The following is a 21,401-nucleotide window of genomic DNA, read 5'->3' as shown; positions in this document are numbered from 1 at the left end:
CCGTCAATGAGTAGTCACCAACGGCCGGATTCCTCTTCCAAACTGTCCAGTGAGACACACTCTTGAGGTTCCTTATCGGTGATGCGCCCCATTCCCGTCAAAGGCGGCTGAGCGACGAGCCAGTTGAGAACTGTTGATGCAGGGAGGCCGAGAGCATACGCGTCACGCAGCCGCTGAATCCAGAGACGTCCCGCTTCGAGTGCGACTTCGCCGGCTGCGGTTCGAGGTTCGAATCCAACCGCATTGTCCGTTTGCGCCGCCCATACATAGCCCAGGACTCTCCCACCGTCGTCCCGTACGGCGAGATAGGAAACGGCGTCATCGGTGACATCAAAGTATTCGCCCTCCGACGGCGGCAGTCCGAACCGAAGCCGTTGAGCCCGCGCGGGCACTTCGAAGGTCCCCCAAGCATCGATGTACGCAGGCCCCTCGACCCTGACGTCCTCGAATCCGGACTCCGTAGGCGTGGCGTACCGGTTTTCGTCGCCCGGAGTCGGCTGGACTCCCAGCAACTCGGAGATCTGTTTCAGGGCGAGTTCGAGTCGAGGAGAATTATCGGCATGAATCGCCAATTGCTCCCGGCCTCGGGTGTCAATCGTGAGCCACGCATCGCAATACGTCTCCAGCGTCACCGTCGCCAGGCTATTCTTCCAGACGTCCGCCTGGATGGTGAAGAGTTGTTCAGCGCGGTGCTCCACCCCACCGACCGTCCACACTCCAGGGCAGCGCACACGCGCATCGACGATGAAGTCGCCCTGGAAATCTTGAACTTGTTCGATGGCGCGAGTGAGTGCGCTCCTGGCCGCTTGCGTGCCATCGCCCACTGGTGCAGCGGTCTCCACAAGTCGAATGTCCCGCGCGGCACCCACCTGTCTGACCGTGACACCGACCTCGGCGACCGGAACCGCCACCCCCACACTCGCCAAGACGCTCCACACCTCTACAGCCAGTTCGATGGCGCGCGACGAGTGGATACGACCATCGACAGGGACCACTTCCCAGGTCCAGTCACCAATCGGGTCTGTAGTGATCACAGCATGTCCTTAGGGTCGGTCTTGGCGCCGGGCGGGATCACCAGTGTGCCGTCACTGAGACGTACAACAAATGTGATTCCTTCCCCCTTCGGCCCTCCCCCACCGTTGTGGATGTTCATGAGAGCCTCGTGCGAACCGTTGGACATCCAGTCGGCGCACGTGCCGCTGCCACCATCGATCAGCATGATTCGGTGATCTGCTTCGGTCCGGGCCAACTGCAGCAGGTACTTCCCCCTGGTGATCTCCGAAACCTCGTCAAGGGGGTTGTTTAGATGCTTCATCTGATAGGTGTATATTGCGCCGGATTCATCGGTGATACGAATATCGGCATCGGCACCGACAGGGATCTTGTACTCGAATTCAATGCTTTGCGCAGGTACTCCACTACGCACCAACTCATCGCCGAAGAGAATCTGATCGGCGCCGGGCTGGAACATCGCTTCCTTACGGGCACCCAACGATGAGACGACCTGCCCAAACCCCTCGCTCCGGCTGAAATTCCCAGCGGCGATGGCTTCAGCCACACGCTGCCCACCGGGCTCGGATGCCAAGCGTTCGAGCGCCCTTTCCAAGACATCCGGCTTTGGTCGCTGCTTACCTGGAATCTCCTTGATTGCTTCACGGAGCTCCTGCTCGGTGGAACCCCCACGCTCCATGGGCGGCTCAGAGTACCCCGACTGCTCGGACTCTACGTCTGGGCCCGTTCTTTCGTCCCCGTTCGAGCCAATTCCCTCCGACCCTTCCGGCCCAGGCGTCGACGACGTCGTTCCGGCGCCGCCATATTCCGGCGGGTTGCTGTTACCTGTGGGTGGCTCGGAGCTTACGGGTGGCGCATGGAGAGGGCTGGCCTGGTCGGCTGCACCTGTCGGCGGGACCCTCAGGTCCCCAGCGGCCATCGCCCCGACCCAGACTCTGCCAAGTCGCTCCAGGTTCCTGGCGAGATCTTGGTCGAACTGCTTCTTACGCTTGGCGCTACTGGTGTCCCCCTCGACCACTTCCGCGTTCTTTCGATACCCGGTGCCGTAGTAGACATCGACACCAGGAATGCGGTTCGACAGCATCCGTGAGCAATTCGCGTGCCCAGCACCAAAACCACACGGCTCCCGGTCCGTGAACAAACCCTCGACGGTGTACCGTTCACCGCGCTCGCGCCGACTGTTGAGATGATCCAGGTAGTCCAGGACGTTCTCTTCCGAATGCTTCCCCTTCTCACCGGTGCGGTTCGGGTAGGAACTGTCGACAAGGTAAGTACTTTCGTCCGTTATGGGATCACGTACTTCAATTACCGCGTAGTTCCGCCCAGTGAAGTCCGGGCGATGCTTTCCCGCATCCCGCAGCGCGCCTGCCACGCCGGAGCGCTGGTACTCCTCCTGGATCGCGGCCCTGAGCACGTCGTCCTGGCGGTGGCCGGCGTTCCATCCCGCGCGTGCATGGGCAGCGGCGCCGTGCGCGGGATGGTTGGGGTCGGCTTCCGGACTGACGCCGACGCCATGAGCGGTGTGAAAGTTGTGGCTCAATCGGGCGAGCGACGCGACGACAGCTCCTTGCTCTCCGGGGTGCATGTTCTCGAAGCCGGGGAGAATCCGGGCGAGCTCGGCCTTCGAGAGGGGCTTCGGCTTGGGAGGTGTCCCGTCCTGGTCCGGCGGCGCGTCCTGATGGGCGGCCCGCACCAGTTCCATCGCGTCGATCAAGGGGCGCCGAGGCGTCGGTGTGCCGTTCGGGTATCCGTCGGTGACGGGTTCCAACCAGGAATCGAGCTGGTTCAGGACGTGATCCATACCGACCTGCCGGACGTCGTTCGTCTGGCGCAGGTTCTGCTGGTCGGGCATGGGAAGCATTCCGTGGTGCGGGGTCGAGTCGACCGTCTCTGGAGGCGGCAGCCTCGGGTGGTCGGTAGGGGCAGGGTCAGCCTGCGGATAGTTGGGCTTGTGCGTCTGTGCGACAGCTTGTTGCTGTGTTGCTTCTTGTTGGGATGGGGTGTGCCCTGCACCAACAGGGTCGGAGGCGCCATAGGGTGTCTGGCCTGAACCCGGTGCGGGACTGCCAGCATGGTGGGAAGGCGATGCCGTAGGTGTCTGGCCGGCAGATTCATGTTCTGTTGGCGTCTGATCACCTTCAGTGGCCGCCTGGCTCTGCTCCTGCCCCTCCTGTCCTTCCGTCTCGTTCTTCTTCTCCCATGGGGCGTCCATGGTCTGGCCGTTGGGGTCGAAGGGGACGTAGCGGACGCCGGCGGCGCCGGTGTGGATGGGGTTGGGGCTGACCTCGCCGGTCTGGTGGTCGACCCAGATGATCTGGCCGTTGTGGTTGTAGACGTTGAAGGCGTGGCCGCCGCCGCCCGGCCACTGCACGCCCACCACGGCCGCCGAGCCGGGACCCGCCTCCTGGAGGTGGTGGGCGATGCGGCCGTAGGGGCTGGGGTGGTCGGCGCCGGCCCAGATCTGGGGACGGCCCGCCCAGGCGTCGAGGTTGTTGTACGAGTCGCGCTCGGGCGACATCGTGTCGAGCGAGCCGTCCTGGTTCTTGTCCGGGGTGCGGGGGGCGGAGACCTGGGGGTCACCGAACCAGGTGGACAGGCCTGCGCGGGCGTTGTCGAGGCAGTTGTTGGAACGGCCCGGCTGCGAGAGTCCGCCGTCGTTCTGGAGTTGAGCCCACTCGCCGTTGGGGTCGGGGTGGCGCTGGGGCGTGCCGTCCTCGTTGCGGGGGACGGCGTTGGCCAGGGCCTGCTGGTGGGCGGGGTCCGGCGTCAGCAGGCCGTACGGGGCGTGGTTGAGGCTGTCGCGGATCTGCTGGAGGCTCTGCCCCTGCGACAGCGGCGCCGGCTGTTCTTGCTTCGGCGGGGTGCTGTCGGGCGACTCCTGGGTGGGCTGGTCGTTCGAACTGGGCTGCTGGGTACCGGGGTTGTTGGATGTTGGCGTCTGGGGCGTTGCCTGGGTCGGGACCTGGGGCGTCGGCTGGGTCGGCGACTGGCTCGGGGTCTGATTCGGCGTCTGCGTAGGCGACTGGTTCGGGACCTGGTTCGCCGGCTGATTCGGCGTCTGCCCTGGGACCTGGCTCGGAGCCTGGTTCGGCGTCTGACTCGCAGGCTGGCTGGGCGTCTGCCCTGGGACCTGGCTCGGAGCCTGGTTCGGCGTCTGACTCGCAGGCTGGCTCGGCGTCTGGGGCGTTGCCTGATTCGGGACCTGGGTCGTCGGCTGGTTAGGAGCCTGGCTCGGCGTCTGATTCGGCGTCTGCGTAGGCGTCTGATTCGGGACCTGATTCGCAGGCTGGCTCGGCGTCTGCCCCGGAGTCTGGTTCGGCGTCTGGTTCGGCGTCTGCCCCGGAGTCTGGTTCGGCGTCGGATTCGGAGTGGGCGTCGAAGCGATGCCGGGCTGGTTCGGGGTGGTCGAGGGGTTGGGCGTGGTGGCGCCCGGCCGGGTGTTGGTGGGAGTCGTGGAAGGGTTGGGCGTGGTGGCGCCCGGCCGGGTGTTGGTGGGGGTGTTGGGGCGGGAGGTCGGCGCAGCGCCCGGCTCGGAGCGGGGTGGCGTAGGGGTCGTACGGCCGGGGCCCTCGTTGCGGGGCGTGTCCGTACGGGGCGGCGTCGTCGACTGGTTGGGCTGGCGCGTCGGGCCCTGGTTCGGCGTGGTGGGGGCGTTCGCCACCGGGCCGGGAGTCGCGGTCGGTGCCGCGTTCGGCGTCTGATTGGGGTTCGGTGTCGCGGCGTTCGGGTCGCCCGCAGGTGTTGGCGTAGGAACAGGGCGAGGCTGGGCCTCGGTGGCCGTGGCGCTCTGCGAGTGGAACGTCGGGTTGGACGACGACGTACGCGACGGTGAGTCGGAGGAGCCGCCATGGGCTCCGGCGCCGACCCCCGCGCCGGGTATGGAGCCCGGCGTCGCGGATGTACCGGTCGACGTAGAGGTGGGTGAGGAGGTGTCGGCGGGCGTGGGGGTGCCCGCCGGCGTCGCCGTGGGAGTGGCGGGCTGCTGGCCCTGGGTACGCGGGTCCGTCGCGGTCGACGGATCGTTCCCGCGGTCCGGCGAAGGGGTCTGCGCGGCAGGGCCCGTGGCCTCCTGCGCCGGGGCCGCGCTCTCCGAGGCCGTGTTGATGCCCTGGGCCTGATTCGGCGGACCTGCCGACGGCGCCGGATCCGGCGTGGGGGTCGGCGCGGGCGACGGCGTCGGCGTGGCCGTGTCCGAGTCCCCGCGCGCGGGCGGGACCGTGGGCGTCTCGTTGCTGCTGCGCGGTGCGTCCGTGCCGGTCGATACGTCCGGAGCGCCGGACGACGGTGCGGCATCCGGCGTGCTCGACGGTCCGGGCGAGCCGGGCGATCCAGGTGACGAGGAATCCGGCGCGTGCGACGGGCCCGTGGAACCCGGCGAGCCCTGTGAGCCCGCGGTGTCGGACGACGAGGAGGCCCCGGGCCCGTTCTGCTGCTCGTTGTAGCCCGCGTCGAACGGGGTCAGCGGCCGATCGGACGACGGTGCCGGGGAAGGGGGCGGTGTCGATGTAGATGTCGGGGAGGACGTCGATCCGGAGTCGCCGTTCGAGCCGGCCTGCGTACCAACACCCGTGCTGCCAATGCTTGTTGAGCCCGAGCCGCCGGTGTCTCCGGCGCCTCCGGAAGCCGAGGAACCGGCCGTCGCACGTCCCCCGTCACCGCCGGACCCGGAAGACCCCGAACCGGCGCCACCACCACTCGTGTCCGCCCCGGCTCCGGAACCGGCCCCAGAATCACCGGAACCGGAACCGGAACCACCGGATGCCGTCCCACCAGAACCAGCTCCCGCCCCGGCCCCCGATCCGGAACCGGACCCGGCACCAGAACCAGCCCCAGAACCGGAGCCTGTACCGGCCCCCGCACCGGCATCCGCCCCCGCATCCGACGACGACCCATTCCCCGCCGCACTGTCCAACCCGCCCCGCGCATGCGACCCGGCCCGGCTCCCGGCCCCGTCCCGCAGCGACTCACCCAGCGTCTGGCCGAAGTTGTCGAAGCCGTCCTTGACCGCCGTCTTGCCCGCATCCGCCGTGCGGCCCAGGTTGTAGCCGTCCTGCGCACCGAAATTCTGGTTCACCGTCTGCGCGACGAGGTCCTTGCTCATCTCCTCCAGCGCGGACACGAACGGCTCCTTGACCGCCTCCAGCGCCGCCTCCAACAGCGCCTGCGCGGCCTCCTTCAAAATCTTGCGCACCGCGATCCGGGTCACCTGCGTCATCGCCGCCGACGCCGCCGCCGATATCCCGAACGTGACCACCGCCGTCGCCGCCGCCACCGCGATCTGGACCGCCAGCACGATCAACTGAATGATCACCGCGATCTTCATCCCGATGATCAGCATCGCCGCGACATCGAAGACCGACGCGATCACCTCGGCCGCCTGCCGGGCATCGTCCAGATACCCCGAACCGCCGGAGAACTTGTCCCACTTCTCGACGAACGCGTCGATCGACTCGCCGTAATTGTCCGACGTCACATTCCCGGCCGACCGCATCGCATCCGACTGGATGTCCCCGACCTGCGCCCCGAAATCCCGCCACGTCTGCGCGGCCTGCATCATGTGGTCCTCATTGGCCGTCGGCCAATCGAAACCCAACATCTCCAGCAGCCAGGCCAACTCGTCCGGCAGCATCATCGCCATGGCGGCATCTCCCCCGTGTCGCCGTACATCCGAAGGACCCCGTGTGCCTCAACAGACGTAAATTTGCGGCGAGTTTACCAAGTCACCCTGACACCCGGGCAACCCCCGCCAGCCTCACGTACCCCGTTGTCAGAGCTCGCCCGTAGAGTGAGCAGGCACGTGTTTACGGGGAACCAGGGAGAGTCGTGAGCTGGCAGAACAGCCCCATGGCGGCGCCGCAGCAGCACCCCATGGCAGGGCCGCAGCAGGTCGCCTACGAGCCGCATCCGTTCATCGGCGGCCGCGCCTCCGCCCTGCGCGCGCTCGCCGCCTGGCGGGCCGCCGTGCCGGAGGCGCCGCGCGTCGCGCTGCTCACCGGCTCCCCGGGGTGCGGTAGTTCGCGCCTGCTGACCGGTTTCCTGATGCTGTGCGACCCCGGCCACCGCGAGCGCATCGACCTCGCGCGCCTCGACCCGTGGACCGTTCCGCCGCCACTGCCCGCGCCCGCGGTGCCGAGCGCCGCGGGGCGCACGCCCGCGCAGGTGCTGTGGCTGCTCGCCGACCACTACGGGATCGACGTCGCGCGCGACGCGGAGGTCTACGAGGCCCTGGGCGCGAGCGAACCCGTGATCGTCGTGCCCGACGTGGCCGAGGCCGGTCCCGTACGGGCGGGGCGCGGGGCCGAGCGGATGGCGCGCGAGCTGCTGCTGCCGCTCGCGGGGCTCCCTTCCGTACGACTGCTCGCCGAGGTCCCGCGCGCGGTGGCCGCCGAGATCGCCGCCGCGCTCCCCGCCGGGACGGCGCAGGTCATCGACCTCGACGCACCCGAGCACGCCGACCTCCACGGCCTCACACTGCAGACCCAGATCGCACTCGACCCGAACTTCGGGGCGCCCCGGCTGCCGTTCACCGACGACCCGCAGATGCGGCTCTGGCTCGCGCAGGGCATCGCGTCACGGACGGCCGCGGGCCCCGGCGGCAGCCGCCTCACCGCCCAACTGGCCGTCAGTGCACATCTGTTGGCGCCGGAGCCGCCGCCCAACGGTGCGCTCCTGCCCGCCGGTCCCGCCGAGGCCGTCACCATGCACGCCCAGCGCCTCGGCGCCGACCCGGCCCTGCTGACCGCGATGCTCGCCCCGCTGGCCCTCGCCGAGGGCGAGGGGCTGCCGCTTCCGTTGTGGGCACCACTGGCCTCGGCACTGGCCGCGCGCGACCTGTCGCAGGACATCGCGGGCGGAATGCCCCTGGCGGGCCCGTTCGTCACCACGGTGAACGACGAGGACGAGGCGGAACCCACCCTCGTCGCCCTCACCCACCCGGCGCTCGCCGAGTCCCTCCGCGCCACCCTGCCCGACGTACGCGCCGCCCACCTCTGCCTCGCGATGGAGCTGGCCGACCGGGTCCCCGACGAGGGCTGGGAGCAGGCCGACCCCTACGTACGGGACGGCATCGTCGGCCACCTCCTGGGCGCGGGCGAACTGCCGCGCCTGCTCAAGGACCCGTGGCTCCTTGTGCACGCGGACCCGGTGGTGCTGCGGGCCGCGCTGGAGGAGATCGCCCCGGACGACCGGACGCGCGCGTCGCTGCCCGCTCCGGGACGTACGTATCTGCGGATCGCCCCGCTGATGACGCGCACACAGGCGGGTCCGGCGCAGCGCGCGCGGATGCTGGCGTCGGCGTTCGAGGAGGACGGACTCACGCAGTACGCGAGCGCGCTGGGCTCGACCGCCCGCGACACGGCCCCCGCGGCCCGCCCCGAGGTGCAGGGCCCCACACCCACCGTGGTGGATTACCCGCTGGCCCCGCCGGCGCCATCGCCGCAGCCCCACCAGTCGACCCCCGCCCCGACCCCCGCCGGCCCACCACCCGGCCGCCCGGCGACCGGCCCGGGCAACACCGCCGTGTTCACCTACGTCGACCCGCGCACCGGCCAGGAGGCCTACGTCACCGCCGTCTCGGCGCCCGGCAAGCCACCGGCCGAGTACCAGGGCATGGGGCAACTGGGCGAGTTGCGGGTGCCCGTGGAGAACGTCGTGGCGATCCACACGGACCTGTCGCCCGGCTACTTCCCGGGCGGCTACACGGCGAACGTCCTGCTGTCCACGTTCCCGAGGGCCTCCCACTCGCACGCCCACCCGTACGGCCGGGACCAGGCCTCCCGCATCGAGGGCATCACCGCGCTCGCCTCGCACGCGCAGATGATGGCCCAACTCGCGGGCCAGCAGGCACCGCCGCAACCCTCCCGGGCCCCGCTCCCCCACCCCGTACCGCCCACGCATGTCCTGCCGGACGCGGAGCTCGGCCCGCTGCTCGTACAGGTCTTCGGCGAGCAAAAGGTCCGGCGTTACGCTCCCCAACTCCTGGCCACCGCGGCCCTCCCGGACGCGGCACGCGCGACCCTGGCCACCGTCGGCCTCCCCGCCGACGTCCCCCTCTTCTTCCTGGCGGACACGGACGCGCCCGGCGTCCCGCCCGTCATGGGCGGCATGTTCGCGGACGTGAGCACCCACCTCGTCGGCACGGGCGTCCAGTTGTCCCCCGACGCCGCCAACACCCTCGCGACCCACACCCGCATCGGCACCGACGGCATGTGCGTGATCACGGTGCAGCGCGACAGCGGCCAGGTCTGGGCGGCCCTGCCCCTGGACGGCCGCCTCCAATACGTGAACTCCTCGGTCGCCGCCTTCGCGTACTCCCTCGCCACCCTGTACGCGACGCGCGGCCACATGGTCGACGCGAACCCGCACACGGCAGGCAACATCGTCGCCGACCTCCAGACCCGCCTCCTGACCATCGACCCGAACGCCCTGTCGGAGCCGGACAACTGGTGGTCGCTGATCATCGAGCAGATGTGGCACGGGTTGTTCTGAGCGTGCCCCGGAAGATGGAGGCCCTCAGGAGCACGGCCATGTTGTCACCGGCGAGGGCGCCGGTCCGGGCTGCGTAGCGTCGACCCCCTACGAAGGGTCTGTCCGTGGTCGGCCGCATTTCGCTGCGCGGGGCGTTCCTCGCCTACGAACGGTGCAGTTGCAGCACCATGAACCTGTCCCCGCCCGGCTCGCTGATCACGCCCGCCCGGCCCGGCTCCCCCACGAACCAGGCCCCGTTCTCCAGCTCCGACACCCGCCGCCTGTGTCGCCGCGGCGCCCGCACGGCGAAGATCGGAGCCGTCGTCTTGGCGGTCGCGGTGGCCGACGCAGGAACAGCGCTCACCTGTCCCTCGCCCACCACACCCGCACCCGCACCCGTCGATCCGACCCGAAGCTCAACGGCCGGCCCCGCGCCCACCTTGACGTCCGGACGCACCACAGCGACCGCGTTCTGCCACGGCCCCGACTTCAGCACTCGGCCGACCATCGCGTACCAGCGCACCGAGTTGGCCGGCCCGATGAGGAAGAACGACCACACCATGACACCGAACGACGCGACACCCTGCACGAGTTGTGTCTCCTCCTCGGGCCCAAGAGTCGCGACACCCAACAGCACGAACCACACCACGCCCCTGATCAGCAGATTGCTGAGAGCTCTCCGCTTGGCACGCTCAAACGCCTGCCGCGTACCGGGGTCGTCGAAGGCGACCTTGCACATGGGGAGGGGGACCGTGGCCTTCACTCGTGCTGCTCCTCAGCGTCTCGTCGCGATGTCCGGCGCCACATGGTCACATACTCACGCACGGCACAGCGGCCGCACGAACCTCCCGGACCTACCGCCCCAACTCCCAAAGCCTGGGCCCCGACCGCCAGGGGCAGTTGACGCGTACGACCGACTGGTCACTGAAGGTCAGGTCACAGGCATCGGCGCCCGCCTGCGGCTGGTGGGTGACCGACACGAGGTCGCGCGCCGGGACGCTCCAGCCGGCCTCCGCCGCGCCGAGCCGGTCGCCGCGGCGTGACCGCTGTACGTAGACCAGGGTGACGTCCCGGTCCGTGAGCAGGAGGACGGTCGCGGCGCCGGTGGTCGGGACCCTCGGGTACAGCGCCGACGCGAGGCGGCCCGCGAGGCTTCCGCGCCCGCCCGTGAGGGGTTTTCCGGCACGGCGGGTGCGGTTGCGGTGCATCCACCAGAACGGGTCGAGGTCCGGGGCGACGATGTCGTAGAGGCGGAAGATTCCCCAGATGCCGCGCTTGAATCCGGCCCAGCGGTCGCCGGGCAGTCGTTCACCGACCAGTACCCGTGGCCGGTGCCGGCGTGTGGGCCTGCGCAGCCGGGGGCCGGGGTGCACCACGGTCGCCGCGTGCACGTGGGTACCCGGGGGCAGGGTGTTCACGGCGCGCTGCTCGATGTCGGAGTGGGTCGGACCGCTGAGCAGGTTTCCGGGGCTCATCCGAAGACATCCTTCACTGGGCGTTGCTGCTCGGGCACCTGTTCAACGAGGCGGTCCCGGAAGGACTCCGGCTCGGGCCGGTTCGCGTACTGCTGCTCCTGCGGGGGTTTCGGCTCCTCGCCGTCCGGCGTCTGGTGCGCGACGTCCCAGGTCTTGTCCCCCATCCTTACGGAGTCCAGCCCGGTGGCCTCGTGCAGGGTGCGCTCGGCGCCCTCAGCCGCCGCAGAGACCTTGGCGCCGACATCCACGCCCGTGGCGTCCCTGAGCATGTCGTTGGCGAGCGGCGCGGCATCCATGGCGGCCCCGCCGAGCTGTGCGCCCAGGCCGACCTTGACGGGGTACTTCACCGCGTTCTTGACCATCTTGTAGTTCTTGTCCTTGTGCCGCCAGGCTCGTTTGGCGGCCACGCGCAGCTGCCGCAGCTTGCGCAGCGCGCGCATCCTTTCGGCAAGGTCCTTGAGCTTGTCGGCGAGCTTCGCGGTGATCCGGGTGGCCTTCATGATCCGGCTCGCCGTTCCGGCCGCGCCGATCAGCGGGCCGATGGCCGCGCCGACTCCCGCCGTGAGGACGGCGACGATGGCCGCGGTGGCCGCCGCGGCGAGCAGTGCCTCGACGATCTCGACGACCAGATCGAGCATCACCTCCTCGGCCTCGGCGCAGCTCTCCGCCGCCATCTCGAGCAGCTCGGCGACCGTGTTCATGTCCTCGGCCTCGCCGCGCAGGGCCTCCTCGAATGCGGCGAGCTTCCCGCTGAAGGCCTGCGCGGCGTCACCCGTCCAGGAGGCGACGAGGGTCTTGCGCTCGGCCTCCAGGTCGTCGACGACTCCCTGCATGTCACGGGCGGCGGAGCGCCACTCCACCGCGGTCCGCGTCAGGAGTTCGTTGTCCCCGCTGACCTTCTCGATGAGTTCGTCGAGGCCGAGTTCCTTGACGGCGCCGCGGATGGTGGAGTCCAGCGCGTCGGCGAGCGGGTTGCTCCAATCGACCGAGAAGCCGATGCGGTCGAGTACGTCAGGCATCAGGAAGCGCCCCCGAACGACTGGGTCTGGGCTTCCTCGCCCTGGTCGTAGGCATCGGCCGAACCGCGAACGGTTTCGGAGATGACCGTCAGGGCGTCCTGGACATCCTTGAGGTCGGTGGCCGCTTCCTCGGACTGTTTGTCGTAGTCGGCCTTGAGCTCGTCCGACTCGGGGAGCTTTCCGAAGGTCTGCTGGTGGAGGTCGAGCGGAGCCAGTCTTCTGCGAATGCTCTCGACTTTGTCTGCCGCCTGTTCGGCCGCCTGCGCGTAGCGTCGAAGTGCCACGCTCTCGACGTCGAAGCCAGTCCCGGACATGAGACCCTTCCTGAGGTGAATTCCCGGCAGGCCCGGCCCGGTCCGACGGAACCGGCCGACGCCACCGCCGAGTTGTACGACCGTGCCGGCGTGCGGGCCGAGTTGTGTTCTCGTGCCGCCGCGAAATGACCTTGAACGATCCTAGGAACCGGCCGTCGGGCGCTACAACCTTGTGACGCGTGTTGTGAGTCACGACGAACGCCCCGGCTGTCGAGCGGGGTTCACGTCGACGCCGGTCTTCACCGAAAGTCCTTACACCACGGGCAAGTTGGCTTTTGCGCACCCGCGTGTGTCTCAAGGGCGCAGATGACACCTCCGTGCCCCAGGTAAACGTCTGATAAGAATATGCGGCGTCCCCTTCATCGGATGCATGACAAGCGTCGTCACGGGGGACGGACGTGTGTCCCCCCATTAACGAGGGATCCATGTCGTTTCAACCGCCGCAGGGATACGGGCAGTCGTATCCCCCGCAACAGCCACCCGGGCCACCGTCCCAGCCACCGGCACCGCCGACACCCCCGACTCCGGCTGGGGCTACGACGCCGACGCCGACGGGACGTTCGGTCCTGAAGTGGGTGACGGCCGCCTTCGGTGCACTCGCCGTCGTCTCGCTCGGCCTGATGGTGTTCGGCATCGCGCGGGCGGTCAGCGACGACCCGCTGCCGGTGGCGGGCGAGGGCGGCCAGGCGATCGAGATCACCCAGGACGACATGTCGTCTCTCCTGAAGGGTCACTCCGAAGCGCTGACGGGCGGTGACAAGGACGCGTACCTCGCCCCGTTCAAGGGCAGTTCGGCGCAGCTGAAGGCCAAGCAGTCCTCGCTGTTCTCGAACCTCCGCAAGGTTCCGTTCTCGGTCTCCGAGTACCAGTTCCTGAAGATCGACGGCCGCGCTGTCGACCACTACGGCGCCGGCGCATCCGCCTCCGTCGACGTGGCCTTCGTGCACCAGGTGAAGGGCGCCGACGCCGGCCCCGTGGCCGAGTGGTACCGCTGGACGGTCGAGAAGAAGACGAAGGACGCGGACCCGCAGGTCACCGCGGTCGGGCCGGCCACCCCCGAACTCGCCGGCTTCGGCGAGATGACCAACTACCCCGCCCCCTGGGACGCGTACGACGAGATGGCGGTCACGGTCAAGCCGCACACCGTCATCCTCTCGGACGCCGCGCAGGCCGCGGACGCCCGCCGCTACGCCCCGTACATCGAGAAGGCGGCGCAGGACAACCTCGCGACCTGGAAGGCCAAGGGCCCCAAGAGCGGCAGGACGATGCCCGGCTTCGTCGTCACGCTCGAGAAGAACCGCAAGGTGTACAAGCAGATGTACCGGCAGGGCACGAGGGACGAGGGCGACGAGTCGATCGCCGAGGCCGGTGTGTCCATCCAGATGCCGGCCGTGTCGGCCGGCGGCAACCAGGCCAAGGTCGACATGGAGAACGGCGGCGCCCGCATCGTCATGGACACCGCGGAGAGCCGCTTCACTCGCCCCGACTACGCCGCGGGCGTGCTGGAGATCAGCCACCACGAACTGGCGCACACCCTCGTGGAGCCGCTGACGGGCCCCGACGGCCAGGCACAACTGTGGGTCGTGGAGGGCTTCGCCGAGTACATGGCGATGCGTGACGACCCGAAGGCGGCGGCCAGGGAGCTGCGCGGCCTGAAGGCGTACTACGGGGGCCGCTTCGTCGACCCGTTCGACGGCAAGCTTCCCACCAGCGACAACTTCCACAGCACGATCGACGAGGAGAACAGCGCGCACTATTCGCTCGGTTGGCTGGGCATCCGGTTCATCGCCGAGAAGTACGGCGAGGACAAGGCGCTCGCCTTCGTCGCCGAGCAGTACAAGACCCCCAAGGGGATGGACGCGCAGCTGCGCAAGGCCACCGGCATGGGAATGAACGAGTTCCAGGACGCCTGGGCCGACTACGTGAGGAAGCAGATCTCATGACGACGCCCGGCTACCCCAACGGCATGCCGCCCGCCCCGGGCCAACAGCCGCCCCCACCCCCGTACGCACCCCCACAGCAGGCGCCGCACCAGCAGCCCCAGCAACCACACCAGCCGTACCAGCCGTACCAGGCACCCCAACAGCACTCGGTACCGCCGCAGTTCACGCCCACGCACCCGGCCGCCCATGACCTCGGCGGCAAACAGCGCGGCAAGGGGCTGATGATCTTCCTGCTGGTGCTCAGCGTCATCATGACGGGCATCACCGGCCCGGTGGCCTGGATCCTGCTTGAGCCCTCCAAGACCTCGGTCGAGTGGAGTCTCCCGTACTACGGTGGCGCGGCGGACACCCAGAACTACCTCGGTACGTGGTTCACCGGCGACAACGTCGTCCGCGCCCAGACCGACGGCATCAGCGCGCTCGACACCGGGACCGGAGAGCTCCAGTGGGGCCTCGCCGCTCCCGGCAAGGGCGCCTCCACGATCTGCCACGCGTCATCCGTGACGAGCGAGAACATCGCCGTCCTCGCCGTCGGCGCCGTGCACGACTGCGACAGCCTCTTCGCCCTCGACCTCAAGACCGGCAAGAAGCTGTGGCAGCACAAGATCCCGAAGAGCGACGACGGCCCGAGCACGGCGGTGAGCGGCGGCACGGTCGTCGTCAACGACCAGACCGCGTACGACCTGCGCTCCGGCAAGCAGCTCTGGAAGGACACCAAGGGCGGCGTGTACGGCGGCAAGCCGTGCAACGGCCAGGGATACGTCGGCGGCAAGCAGCTGATCCGCGTACAGATCTGCACCACGCGCTGGTCGTCCTACGGCTCGCCGGACGGCCGGAGCTCCGCGGCCGCGGCCGTCGACCCGGCCACCGGCAAGGCGAAGTGGACCTTCTCGATGGGTGACGGCGAGTGGGACTACGGCGGCGACGCCCAGGTCCTGTCCACCTCCCCGGTCATCGTCCGGGTCCCCCAGGAGGTGAAGGAGAACGGCTTCACGGTCCTGCGCGACAACGGCAAGGTCCGCAGCAGCCTGGCACTGGACCAGGGCGGCGACGAGTTCGTCTCCGCCGACCGGCTCTTCTCGCAGCAGGAGGGCGCGACGGCCGGCGACCCGGAGGCCGCCCTGAAGGTCATCGGCGACACCATGTACGTAGCCCAGCAGCACAAGGGCTCGGACCTGGAGACGGCGATCGACGCGTACGACCTCGACAGCGGCAAGCGCCTCTGGTCGACGGGGACCGCCACGGACGTCCAGTACGCGATGGTCCAGGGCTCCGGCGACGAACTCCTGGCCGTCAAGCACGACGACAACAGCTGGCGCGAGGACACCTTCGGCAGCGACGGCTACCCCATGTACCTGGTCAGCCTCGACCCCAGGACGGGCGCCGAGGAAGAGGTCCAGTACTACGGCCACCTCGACGGTGCGCTCGGCCAGGACACCTGGGCGATGCCGTACCTGCACGAGGATTCGCTGTACCTGGCGTCGGTGTCCAACAGCGACAAGGGCACGGTCTCGGGCGAGAAGCACGAGTCGTCGCTCATCAAGATGACGTCGCGCTGAGCGAGGACGGGACAGCAGCCGGGCGGGCGACCATGCCACATGAGGTCGCCCGCTCGTGCGCGTCGCCCCCTTAGCTGTACTGGCCACGCGGTTAGTAGTATTCGATTTCCGATCGAGAAGTGCTGGTGGCCGAGGAACGGGGATCCATGTCGTCCGTGCCGGGGACGTTCCAAGTGGATGTCGAGGAATTGAGCGGGTTCGCCGCGCGACTCGACGAGTGCGCGTCCGAGATGCGAGGAGCCGGTCAGCAGATGGGCCGGGCCTCAGTGAGCGGTATGGGCCATGCCGCCGTGGAGAGCGCCTGTAGCGGCTTCCAGGACTCGTGGCAGTACGGGATCAAGCAGCTCTCCCAGGTCACAGAGTCCATCCGGGACGGATTGCAGGCCACCGCTCAGGCGTACAGCGGAGCTGACCAAGCGGTGTGTCAGGCCATGACTCCCTCCGCGTCCGCAGCGGCGCCACCCGCACCTCAAGGCGCCGCCGGGCCGTCGCCCTTCGGCTGAGCCCGCCGTCCTGGCCTCGGCCGGAAGATCGACCATGAGTACCTGATTCAGGGGGAATCGGAATGCCCGCCATACCCACCACCGGAGCCACATATCCCGCCCTGGGCTTCGACCCGGCACCGGGCACCCCCGGAGCAGTGCAGGCGCTCGCCGACGACATCCGCGGCGCCTACGCCAAGCTCTCGGCGGCGCAGGACGTACTGACCGGGATCGTCCGCGGCAGTGGCGGCTGGACGGGAGTGGCGGCGGACGCGTTCACCGCCAAGGTGAAGGATCTGCCGGGTCTGCTGGCCACGGCGACCGACAGCTTCCAACAGGCCCAGGACGCGTTGGTCGACTGGCAGCACCAGCTCGCGTCCCTGCAGCAGACCGCCCGCGGGTACGAGGCCCAGGCGGAACAGGCACGTCGGCGAGTGCGCTCGGCGGAGGCCGCCCCGGATCTGCGGCTGGCTGGTCGGACCTTCACCAGCGAGGCCGAACTGGCCGACGCCGAGCAGCGCCTGGACGCTGCCACGCAGCACCTGAACCAGGCCCGGGGCGACCTCGACCGCATCATCGAGGACGCACAGCGCCTGCGGCAGCAACACGACTCGCTGGGCGATCAGATCGCCGAGACGTTGCGACGCGCCGCCGAGGAGGCACCCGACAAGCCGGGCTTCTTCGACAGGATCCTGGAGGGTTTCGAGCAGCTCGCGGAGGCTCATGCATGGCTCGCCAATGAGGTCGCGACCTGGGTCAAGGAGCACGCGAACGCCATCGCGGCGGTCGGCGATGTGCTGTCCACGCTCAGCACCGCGATCGGTGTCGTGGGCCTGGCCCTGGACGCCACCGCCATCGGCGCTCCGGCCGGTGCCGTCCTGGGCGCGGTGTCCGGTGGCCTTGCGGTCGGGGCGCTGGCCACGCACGGCGCCGCGGCATTGGGAGGTGCGGACGTGTCCATGCGGACGTTCGCCGAGGATGCGGCCGGCGCCATTTCCCTGGGCGCGGGCAGCGCCGCGCTCAAGGGCGCCGGAATCGCGGAACGGACAGTGGCGGCCGTAGTGGGCGGCGAGAAGGCCATCGGCGTCGGCGGCACATTCGACTCGGTGTGGGCTGCGGTGGAGGACAGCACGGCTGTGGGCCACTTCGTCCCACGTGATGCGCGTCAGGGCGCCGAGATGCTCGTACCCGGTGGCGGCCTGGCCGTCGCCTTCGAGAACGCGTGGAAGACCGGAAGCGAGAAGGACCGGAAAGCGGCGACACAGGCAACGGGAAACTGAGGGCCTCACATGCTCGACATCGTCCTCCTCGCCGTCGTGGCCATCGGGGTCGCCGGCCTGATCGCCCTGCCGTTCTTCTTCCACCACGTGCACATCGGCTCGACCGCGGCGCGGGAACGGCGCCGCCAGGAGATCCTCAGGACTCTCGACGGCAGGCCGGAGGTGAAGGTTCTCGCCTCGGGCACCGGCTGGTCCATGGACCAGACGCTGTGGATGGCCCACCAGTACGGGTACGAGCTGGCGCGCGTCGAGGGCTTCCGCGCTCAGCCCAGGTACCTGGTCCTGCGCTCCACGCGGGCACCTTTCCCGCCCTTCCCACCGCCGCCAGGAGCTTTCCCACCGCCCCCGGGGTCACCCGAACTGGCGTCTGCTGCCCAGCGCGTGAAGAGTGCGGGCAATCCGGGAGCCATCAAGATCCTGGCCCTCGTCCTTGCTGTCCCCGGTGCCGGAACAGTGGCGAAGGCGTTGATCACCGCCGCCCAGAACGGCGAGGTGTCCGCCGCGCGCACCGCGATCGGCGTCGTACTGTTCGCCGCGGGAGCAACGCTGTACGTGGTGGGACGCCGAACCGCACGCCGAAGCGCCCCCAGGAGCCACTGGTGAACGTCACCTTCCAGATCCCTCCCTTCTTCCAGGAGATCGTGCCCGGGCTCGACCCGGACCAGGCGCGCGCCCAGGCCGCGGCCCGGGTCGGTCATCGCGCCACCCCCTTGAGCGAGGAGGATCTCGACGCTCTCGGCGTGGAGTACGCCCGCGCCTCCGCGAGCCTCGCGGCGGCCAATGTCTTCTACGCCGCTACGTGCCTGGGCACCATCGACGGAGACCTGTCGAGCGGCACCCTGCTGATCGCGCGCCAGCCGCTGAGCTACCGCGATCCGCGCACCGCCGTCACCGGTATCGGCGAGGTCATGGAGCGACGACACGGCCCCGACGCGGCCGTGCGAATCTGGGACCTGCCGTGCGGCGAGGCCGTCCTGGTATTCGAGCAGAACGCCTCTCTGCGTATTCCTGCGGAAATGACCGCATCGGGCGAGGATTTCCCGGTCGAGGTTGCACAGGTCCAAGCGTTCATCCCTGTGCCCTACGAAGCGGTGCCCGGCGCGCAGGACATGATCGTGATCACCTTCAGCACTCCCAGCACGGATCACTGGGAGGACTACTCCGAGGTGTTGGCGGCATTCCTGCGCAGCCTGACTTTCACGCCGGACGAAGCCGCCGCACCCGTGGACGTGTTGGCGAACTAGGCCACGAGCGGACCGATGACCGGTTGTACACGTCTCGGGAGAACCTCAATTCCTCACTCACGCCCAGGGATTGGATGCCACCGGCACTTTACGCTCGGTCAACACCGCGCCTCTCCAGGTGGGGCGACAGCACAATGTTGACGAGCCAATCACGGTAACCCGCCTGTCCAGCACAGTCGTTCGCCAACGAGGCCCGCCGCATTCCCGGCCAAAACGGCCCCCGCATGTAACCGCCACCAACCTGAAATCGCCAGGCGACTATAGTCCCAGAGGCCAATTCCCAGGCTGCGCAGGCCTGCCCCTCCCTCACCCACATACAAGCGCACCGCGTTTATGGAGCCCCATGTCCGTGACGTCATATCCAGATCTGCCCTCGCCAGCAACGAAACCGCGCGGCAAGGCGCGCACATTCTTCGGCATCGCCCTCATCACGTGCGCCGCCATAGGGCTCCTGCTGACCCTCGCATTCGGCTGGACGATCTTCTTCGACCGTGCAACCACGCGTAATCCCGCGTACGAAGCCACAGCGTGGCGCAATGAGTCCGCCGACGAGGTGTTTCCCGACACGCTGGCCGCGTACGCCGAGGACCCGGACGACACCGAGCGGCAGATGAAGTGGGTGCGGGCCGGGATCGCACAGGAAACGTCCTGCGCCGCCGGCCTCGAAGGCCCCGCGCTGAAGCTCGCGAACGCGCGCGACTGCCAGGCCGTGTTCCGCGCGACCTACGTTGACGCCCTCAACACCCAAGTGGCGTCCGTAGGGTTGATCGTGCTCGGAGACACCAAGAAGGACACGTACGGCACCCGGCCCAACCAGCCTCTCGCCGAGGCCATCACGCAGTACGGCGACGGCGACGAGGGGGCGGGCGAGGCCAAGGGGACCGCCTTCTCCGTGCGCGCCCACAGCGTCAAGGGCACACCCGCCGCCGCCTGGTCCGACGCCCGGCGCAACTCCACGGTCGCCTCGGACTCCAGCGACAACTACGTATTCGCGGTGACCACGGGCTCGACCGACGGGCGCATGGCCGCACGCCTGCCCGCTCCCTGGAACTCGTACGGCGTGAACGCCGCGCACGGCCAGGACCGCACCGCCTACTCCGAAGCCGCCAAGGGCCTGAGCAAGGCCGCATTCATGAGCGGACTCCACGAGGATGATGACGAATGAACCTCACCCACCGCATCGCCGGCACGCTCGCGACGCTCGGACTGAGCACTGCGCTCGCCGTCTCCTCGACCACACCCGCGTCCGCCGCGTCCCGTAACTGGGAAATCCCGGCCATGGACGTGACTCAGGCCCAGTCACTCAGCCAGAAGCAGGGCGACGGCGTCACCGTCGCCGTCCTGGACACCGGTGTCGACGACTCCCACCCGGCGCTCCAGGGAAAGGTCACGCAGGGGCCCGACTTCACGGGTGGCAGCGCCGAGCAGGGCGATGCCTACTGGGGTGTACACGGCACGGCCATGGCACACGACGTGCTCAAGGTCGCTCCGAAGGCCCACATCTTGTCGCTGCGAGCCATCCTCGAAGAGGAGGATCCGGACTTCAAGAACTGGAAGGGTGACCTCAAGGGCAAGAAGTCGCCCCTGGCCGAGGCCATCGACTACGCCGTGGGCCACGGCGCCGACGTGATCTCCATGTCCCTCGGCTCGGACAGCACCTTCGTGGAGATCCCCAACGGGGACGAAGAGACCTCGATCGCCCGCGCGGTCGGCTCCGGCGTCCCCGTTCTGGCCAGCGCGGGCAACAACGGCGACAAGGTCACGCGTCTCGAGAGGCATGCAGCCAACAGCTACTCCCTGCCCGCGGGCTATCCGGGCGTGATCGCCGTCGCCGCGACCCTGCCCAGCGGCGCCCGCGCCCCGTTCTCCACGGTGCACACCTACAACGACATCGCCGTCCCGGGTACCGAGATCCACAGCGCGAAGCCCGGCGGCGGCTACGACAGCGTCTCGGGCACCTCACCGGCCTGTGCGCTGGGCTCCGGCGTCGTGGCACTGATGAAGTCACGCAACCCGAAACTCACTCCGGCGCAGACCCGCACCATCCTCACGCGAACGGCGACGCGGCCGCCCGGCGGATGGAACGCACAGATCGGCAGCGGACCGATCAACGCGGCGAAGGCCGTGCGGGCCGCGGCGAACCCACCGGCGACCTTGGCGAAGGCGGCGCCGTACGAGGGCAAGGAGTACCTGGCCGAGCCCGACGGTACGCCGGCCAAACTGGAAGCCGAGATCCACAGCGACGACATCGTGATCTTCGGCATCGGCCTCGCTCTGGGAGTCGTCATGTTGGCGGGCGGGTTCCTGCTGCTCCGCCGCCGCAAGCTGCGCCCCGGTGACGCGGGCGGCCCGCCGATCGCCGCTTCGTACGGCCCGCAGCCTGGGACGTACGGCCCTACTGGCTCACCGGGCTACCCCCAGGCGGGCGGCTACCCGCAGGCCAACGTCTACCCACAGGCGTCGGGACGGTGGCCCGGTGCGGGGAACGCGCCGCAACAACCGGGCGTCGGCACCCCGCCGCCACCGGCCCAGCCCCTGACCGGCAATCCGTACACGGACCCGCCGTCCCACACCTGACGTTCTTCACGGCAGAGGGGCTCCCGCCTGG

15 protein-coding genes are annotated in these 21,401 nt (G+C 69.1%); 9 read left to right on the top strand and 6 right to left on the bottom strand.

Features of this window, described 5'->3' with window-relative positions:
* Window positions 1–14: 14 nt before the first annotated feature.
* Both ACFV9W_RS31925 and ACFV9W_RS31920 read right to left on the bottom strand, forming a co-directional pair.
* Complete coding sequence (locus tag ACFV9W_RS31925) at window positions 15–1,034, bottom strand: hypothetical protein (protein WP_385767993.1); 1,020 nt, start codon at window positions 1,032–1,034, stop codon at window positions 15–17.
* Window positions 1,031–6,649, bottom strand: a complete 5,619-nt coding sequence (locus tag ACFV9W_RS31920; RefSeq protein ID WP_385767990.1) for a toxin glutamine deamidase domain-containing protein — start codon at window positions 6,647–6,649, stop codon at window positions 1,031–1,033. Before ACFV9W_RS31920 ends, ACFV9W_RS31925 begins: the two co-directional genes overlap by 4 nt.
* A gap of 185 nt (window positions 6,650–6,834) precedes the next feature.
* On the opposite strand from ACFV9W_RS31920, the gene ACFV9W_RS31915 reads away from it, so the two are divergent.
* Entirely contained in the window at window positions 6,835–9,498 is a 2,664-nt protein-coding gene (locus tag ACFV9W_RS31915) for an SUKH-4 family immunity protein (protein WP_385767987.1), read from the top strand.
* A gap of 142 nt (window positions 9,499–9,640) precedes the next feature.
* Here the strand turns inward: ACFV9W_RS31915 and ACFV9W_RS31910 are convergent, their stop codons facing one another.
* The 4 genes from ACFV9W_RS31910 to ACFV9W_RS31895 form a co-directional block, all read right to left on the bottom strand.
* The gene (locus ACFV9W_RS31910) at window positions 9,641–10,240 is read right to left on the bottom strand and encodes a hypothetical protein (protein ID WP_385767984.1); all 600 of its coding nucleotides are present in this window, start codon (window positions 10,238–10,240) and stop codon (window positions 9,641–9,643) included.
* A gap of 91 nt (window positions 10,241–10,331) precedes the next feature.
* Window positions 10,332–10,952, bottom strand: a complete 621-nt coding sequence (locus ACFV9W_RS31905; RefSeq protein WP_385767981.1) for a hypothetical protein — start codon at window positions 10,950–10,952, stop codon at window positions 10,332–10,334.
* A complete protein-coding gene (locus ACFV9W_RS31900; RefSeq protein ID WP_385767978.1) occupies window positions 10,949–11,971 on the bottom strand; it encodes a WXG100 family type VII secretion target in 1,023 nt (340 codons plus the stop codon). Before ACFV9W_RS31900 ends, ACFV9W_RS31905 begins: the two co-directional genes overlap by 4 nt.
* A complete protein-coding gene (locus tag ACFV9W_RS31895) occupies window positions 11,971–12,285 on the bottom strand; it encodes a hypothetical protein (RefSeq protein WP_385767975.1) in 315 nt (104 codons plus the stop codon). The genes ACFV9W_RS31900 and ACFV9W_RS31895 overlap by 1 nt, the downstream gene beginning before the upstream one ends.
* 575 nt (window positions 12,286–12,860) lie before the next feature.
* On the opposite strand from ACFV9W_RS31895, the gene ACFV9W_RS31890 reads away from it, so the two are divergent.
* The 8 genes from ACFV9W_RS31890 to ACFV9W_RS31855 all read left to right on the top strand — a co-directional run bounded on the left by ACFV9W_RS31890 (window position 12,861) and on the right by ACFV9W_RS31855 (window position 21,370).
* A complete protein-coding gene (locus tag ACFV9W_RS31890) occupies window positions 12,861–14,228 on the top strand; it encodes a hypothetical protein (RefSeq protein ID WP_385767973.1) in 1,368 nt (455 codons plus the stop codon).
* The gene (locus tag ACFV9W_RS31885) at window positions 14,225–15,787 is read left to right on the top strand and encodes a PQQ-binding-like beta-propeller repeat protein (protein ID WP_385767970.1); all 1,563 of its coding nucleotides are present in this window, start codon (window positions 14,225–14,227) and stop codon (window positions 15,785–15,787) included. Before ACFV9W_RS31890 ends, ACFV9W_RS31885 begins: the two co-directional genes overlap by 4 nt.
* 146 nt (window positions 15,788–15,933) lie before the next feature.
* On the top strand, window positions 15,934–16,290 hold the full coding sequence (locus ACFV9W_RS31880; RefSeq protein ID WP_385767967.1) for a DUF6507 family protein: 357 nt from the start codon (window positions 15,934–15,936) through the stop codon (window positions 16,288–16,290).
* 62 nt (window positions 16,291–16,352) lie between these two features.
* Window positions 16,353–17,549, top strand: coding sequence for a putative T7SS-secreted protein (locus ACFV9W_RS31875; protein WP_385767964.1), 1,197 nt, complete (start codon window positions 16,353–16,355; stop codon window positions 17,547–17,549).
* A gap of 9 nt (window positions 17,550–17,558) precedes the next feature.
* Window positions 17,559–18,152 carry a hypothetical protein gene (locus ACFV9W_RS31870; RefSeq protein ID WP_385767961.1) on the top strand — a complete coding sequence of 198 codons (594 nt, stop codon included), beginning with the start codon at window positions 17,559–17,561 and terminating at the stop codon, window positions 18,150–18,152.
* On the top strand, window positions 18,149–18,793 hold the full coding sequence (locus ACFV9W_RS31865; RefSeq protein WP_385767959.1) for a hypothetical protein: 645 nt from the start codon (window positions 18,149–18,151) through the stop codon (window positions 18,791–18,793). Before ACFV9W_RS31870 ends, ACFV9W_RS31865 begins: the two co-directional genes overlap by 4 nt.
* Window positions 18,794–19,136: 343 nt before the next feature.
* Window positions 19,137–19,958, top strand: a complete 822-nt coding sequence (locus ACFV9W_RS31860; protein ID WP_385767957.1) for a hypothetical protein — start codon at window positions 19,137–19,139, stop codon at window positions 19,956–19,958.
* Window positions 19,955–21,370: a S8 family serine peptidase gene (locus ACFV9W_RS31855; RefSeq protein ID WP_385767954.1), complete on the top strand. Its 1,416-nt coding sequence runs from the start codon at window positions 19,955–19,957 to the stop codon at window positions 21,368–21,370. The genes ACFV9W_RS31860 and ACFV9W_RS31855 overlap by 4 nt, the downstream gene beginning before the upstream one ends.
* The last annotated feature ends 31 nt before the right edge of the window (window positions 21,371–21,401 follow it).

The sequence above is a fragment of the Streptomyces sp. NPDC059897 genome, from assembly GCF_042730865.1.
GTDB lineage: Bacteria > Actinomycetota > Actinomycetes > Streptomycetales > Streptomycetaceae > Streptomyces.
Note: the sequence above shows the minus strand (reverse complement) of the source record. Positions and strands in the feature narration are given on the sequence as shown.

Coding starts and splice junctions, on each gene's coding strand:
- ACFV9W_RS31895 (WP_385767975.1), bottom strand. CDS start 12,285: ATGTCCGGGACTGGCTTCGACGTCGAGAGCGTGGCACTTCGACGCTAC.
- ACFV9W_RS31920 (WP_385767990.1), bottom strand. CDS start 6,649: ATGGCGATGATGCTGCCGGACGAGTTGGCCTGGCTGCTGGAGATGTTG.
- ACFV9W_RS31905 (WP_385767981.1), bottom strand. CDS start 10,952: ATGAGCCCCGGAAACCTGCTCAGCGGTCCGACCCACTCCGACATCGAG.
- ACFV9W_RS31900 (WP_385767978.1), bottom strand. CDS start 11,971: ATGCCTGACGTACTCGACCGCATCGGCTTCTCGGTCGATTGGAGCAAC.
- ACFV9W_RS31855 (WP_385767954.1), top strand. CDS start 19,955: ATGAACCTCACCCACCGCATCGCCGGCACGCTCGCGACGCTCGGACTG.
- ACFV9W_RS31885 (WP_385767970.1), top strand. CDS start 14,225: ATGACGACGCCCGGCTACCCCAACGGCATGCCGCCCGCCCCGGGCCAA.
- ACFV9W_RS31880 (WP_385767967.1), top strand. CDS start 15,934: ATGTCGTCCGTGCCGGGGACGTTCCAAGTGGATGTCGAGGAATTGAGC.
- ACFV9W_RS31870 (WP_385767961.1), top strand. CDS start 17,559: ATGCTCGACATCGTCCTCCTCGCCGTCGTGGCCATCGGGGTCGCCGGC.
- ACFV9W_RS31875 (WP_385767964.1), top strand. CDS start 16,353: ATGCCCGCCATACCCACCACCGGAGCCACATATCCCGCCCTGGGCTTC.
- ACFV9W_RS31860 (WP_385767957.1), top strand. CDS start 19,137: ATGTCCGTGACGTCATATCCAGATCTGCCCTCGCCAGCAACGAAACCG.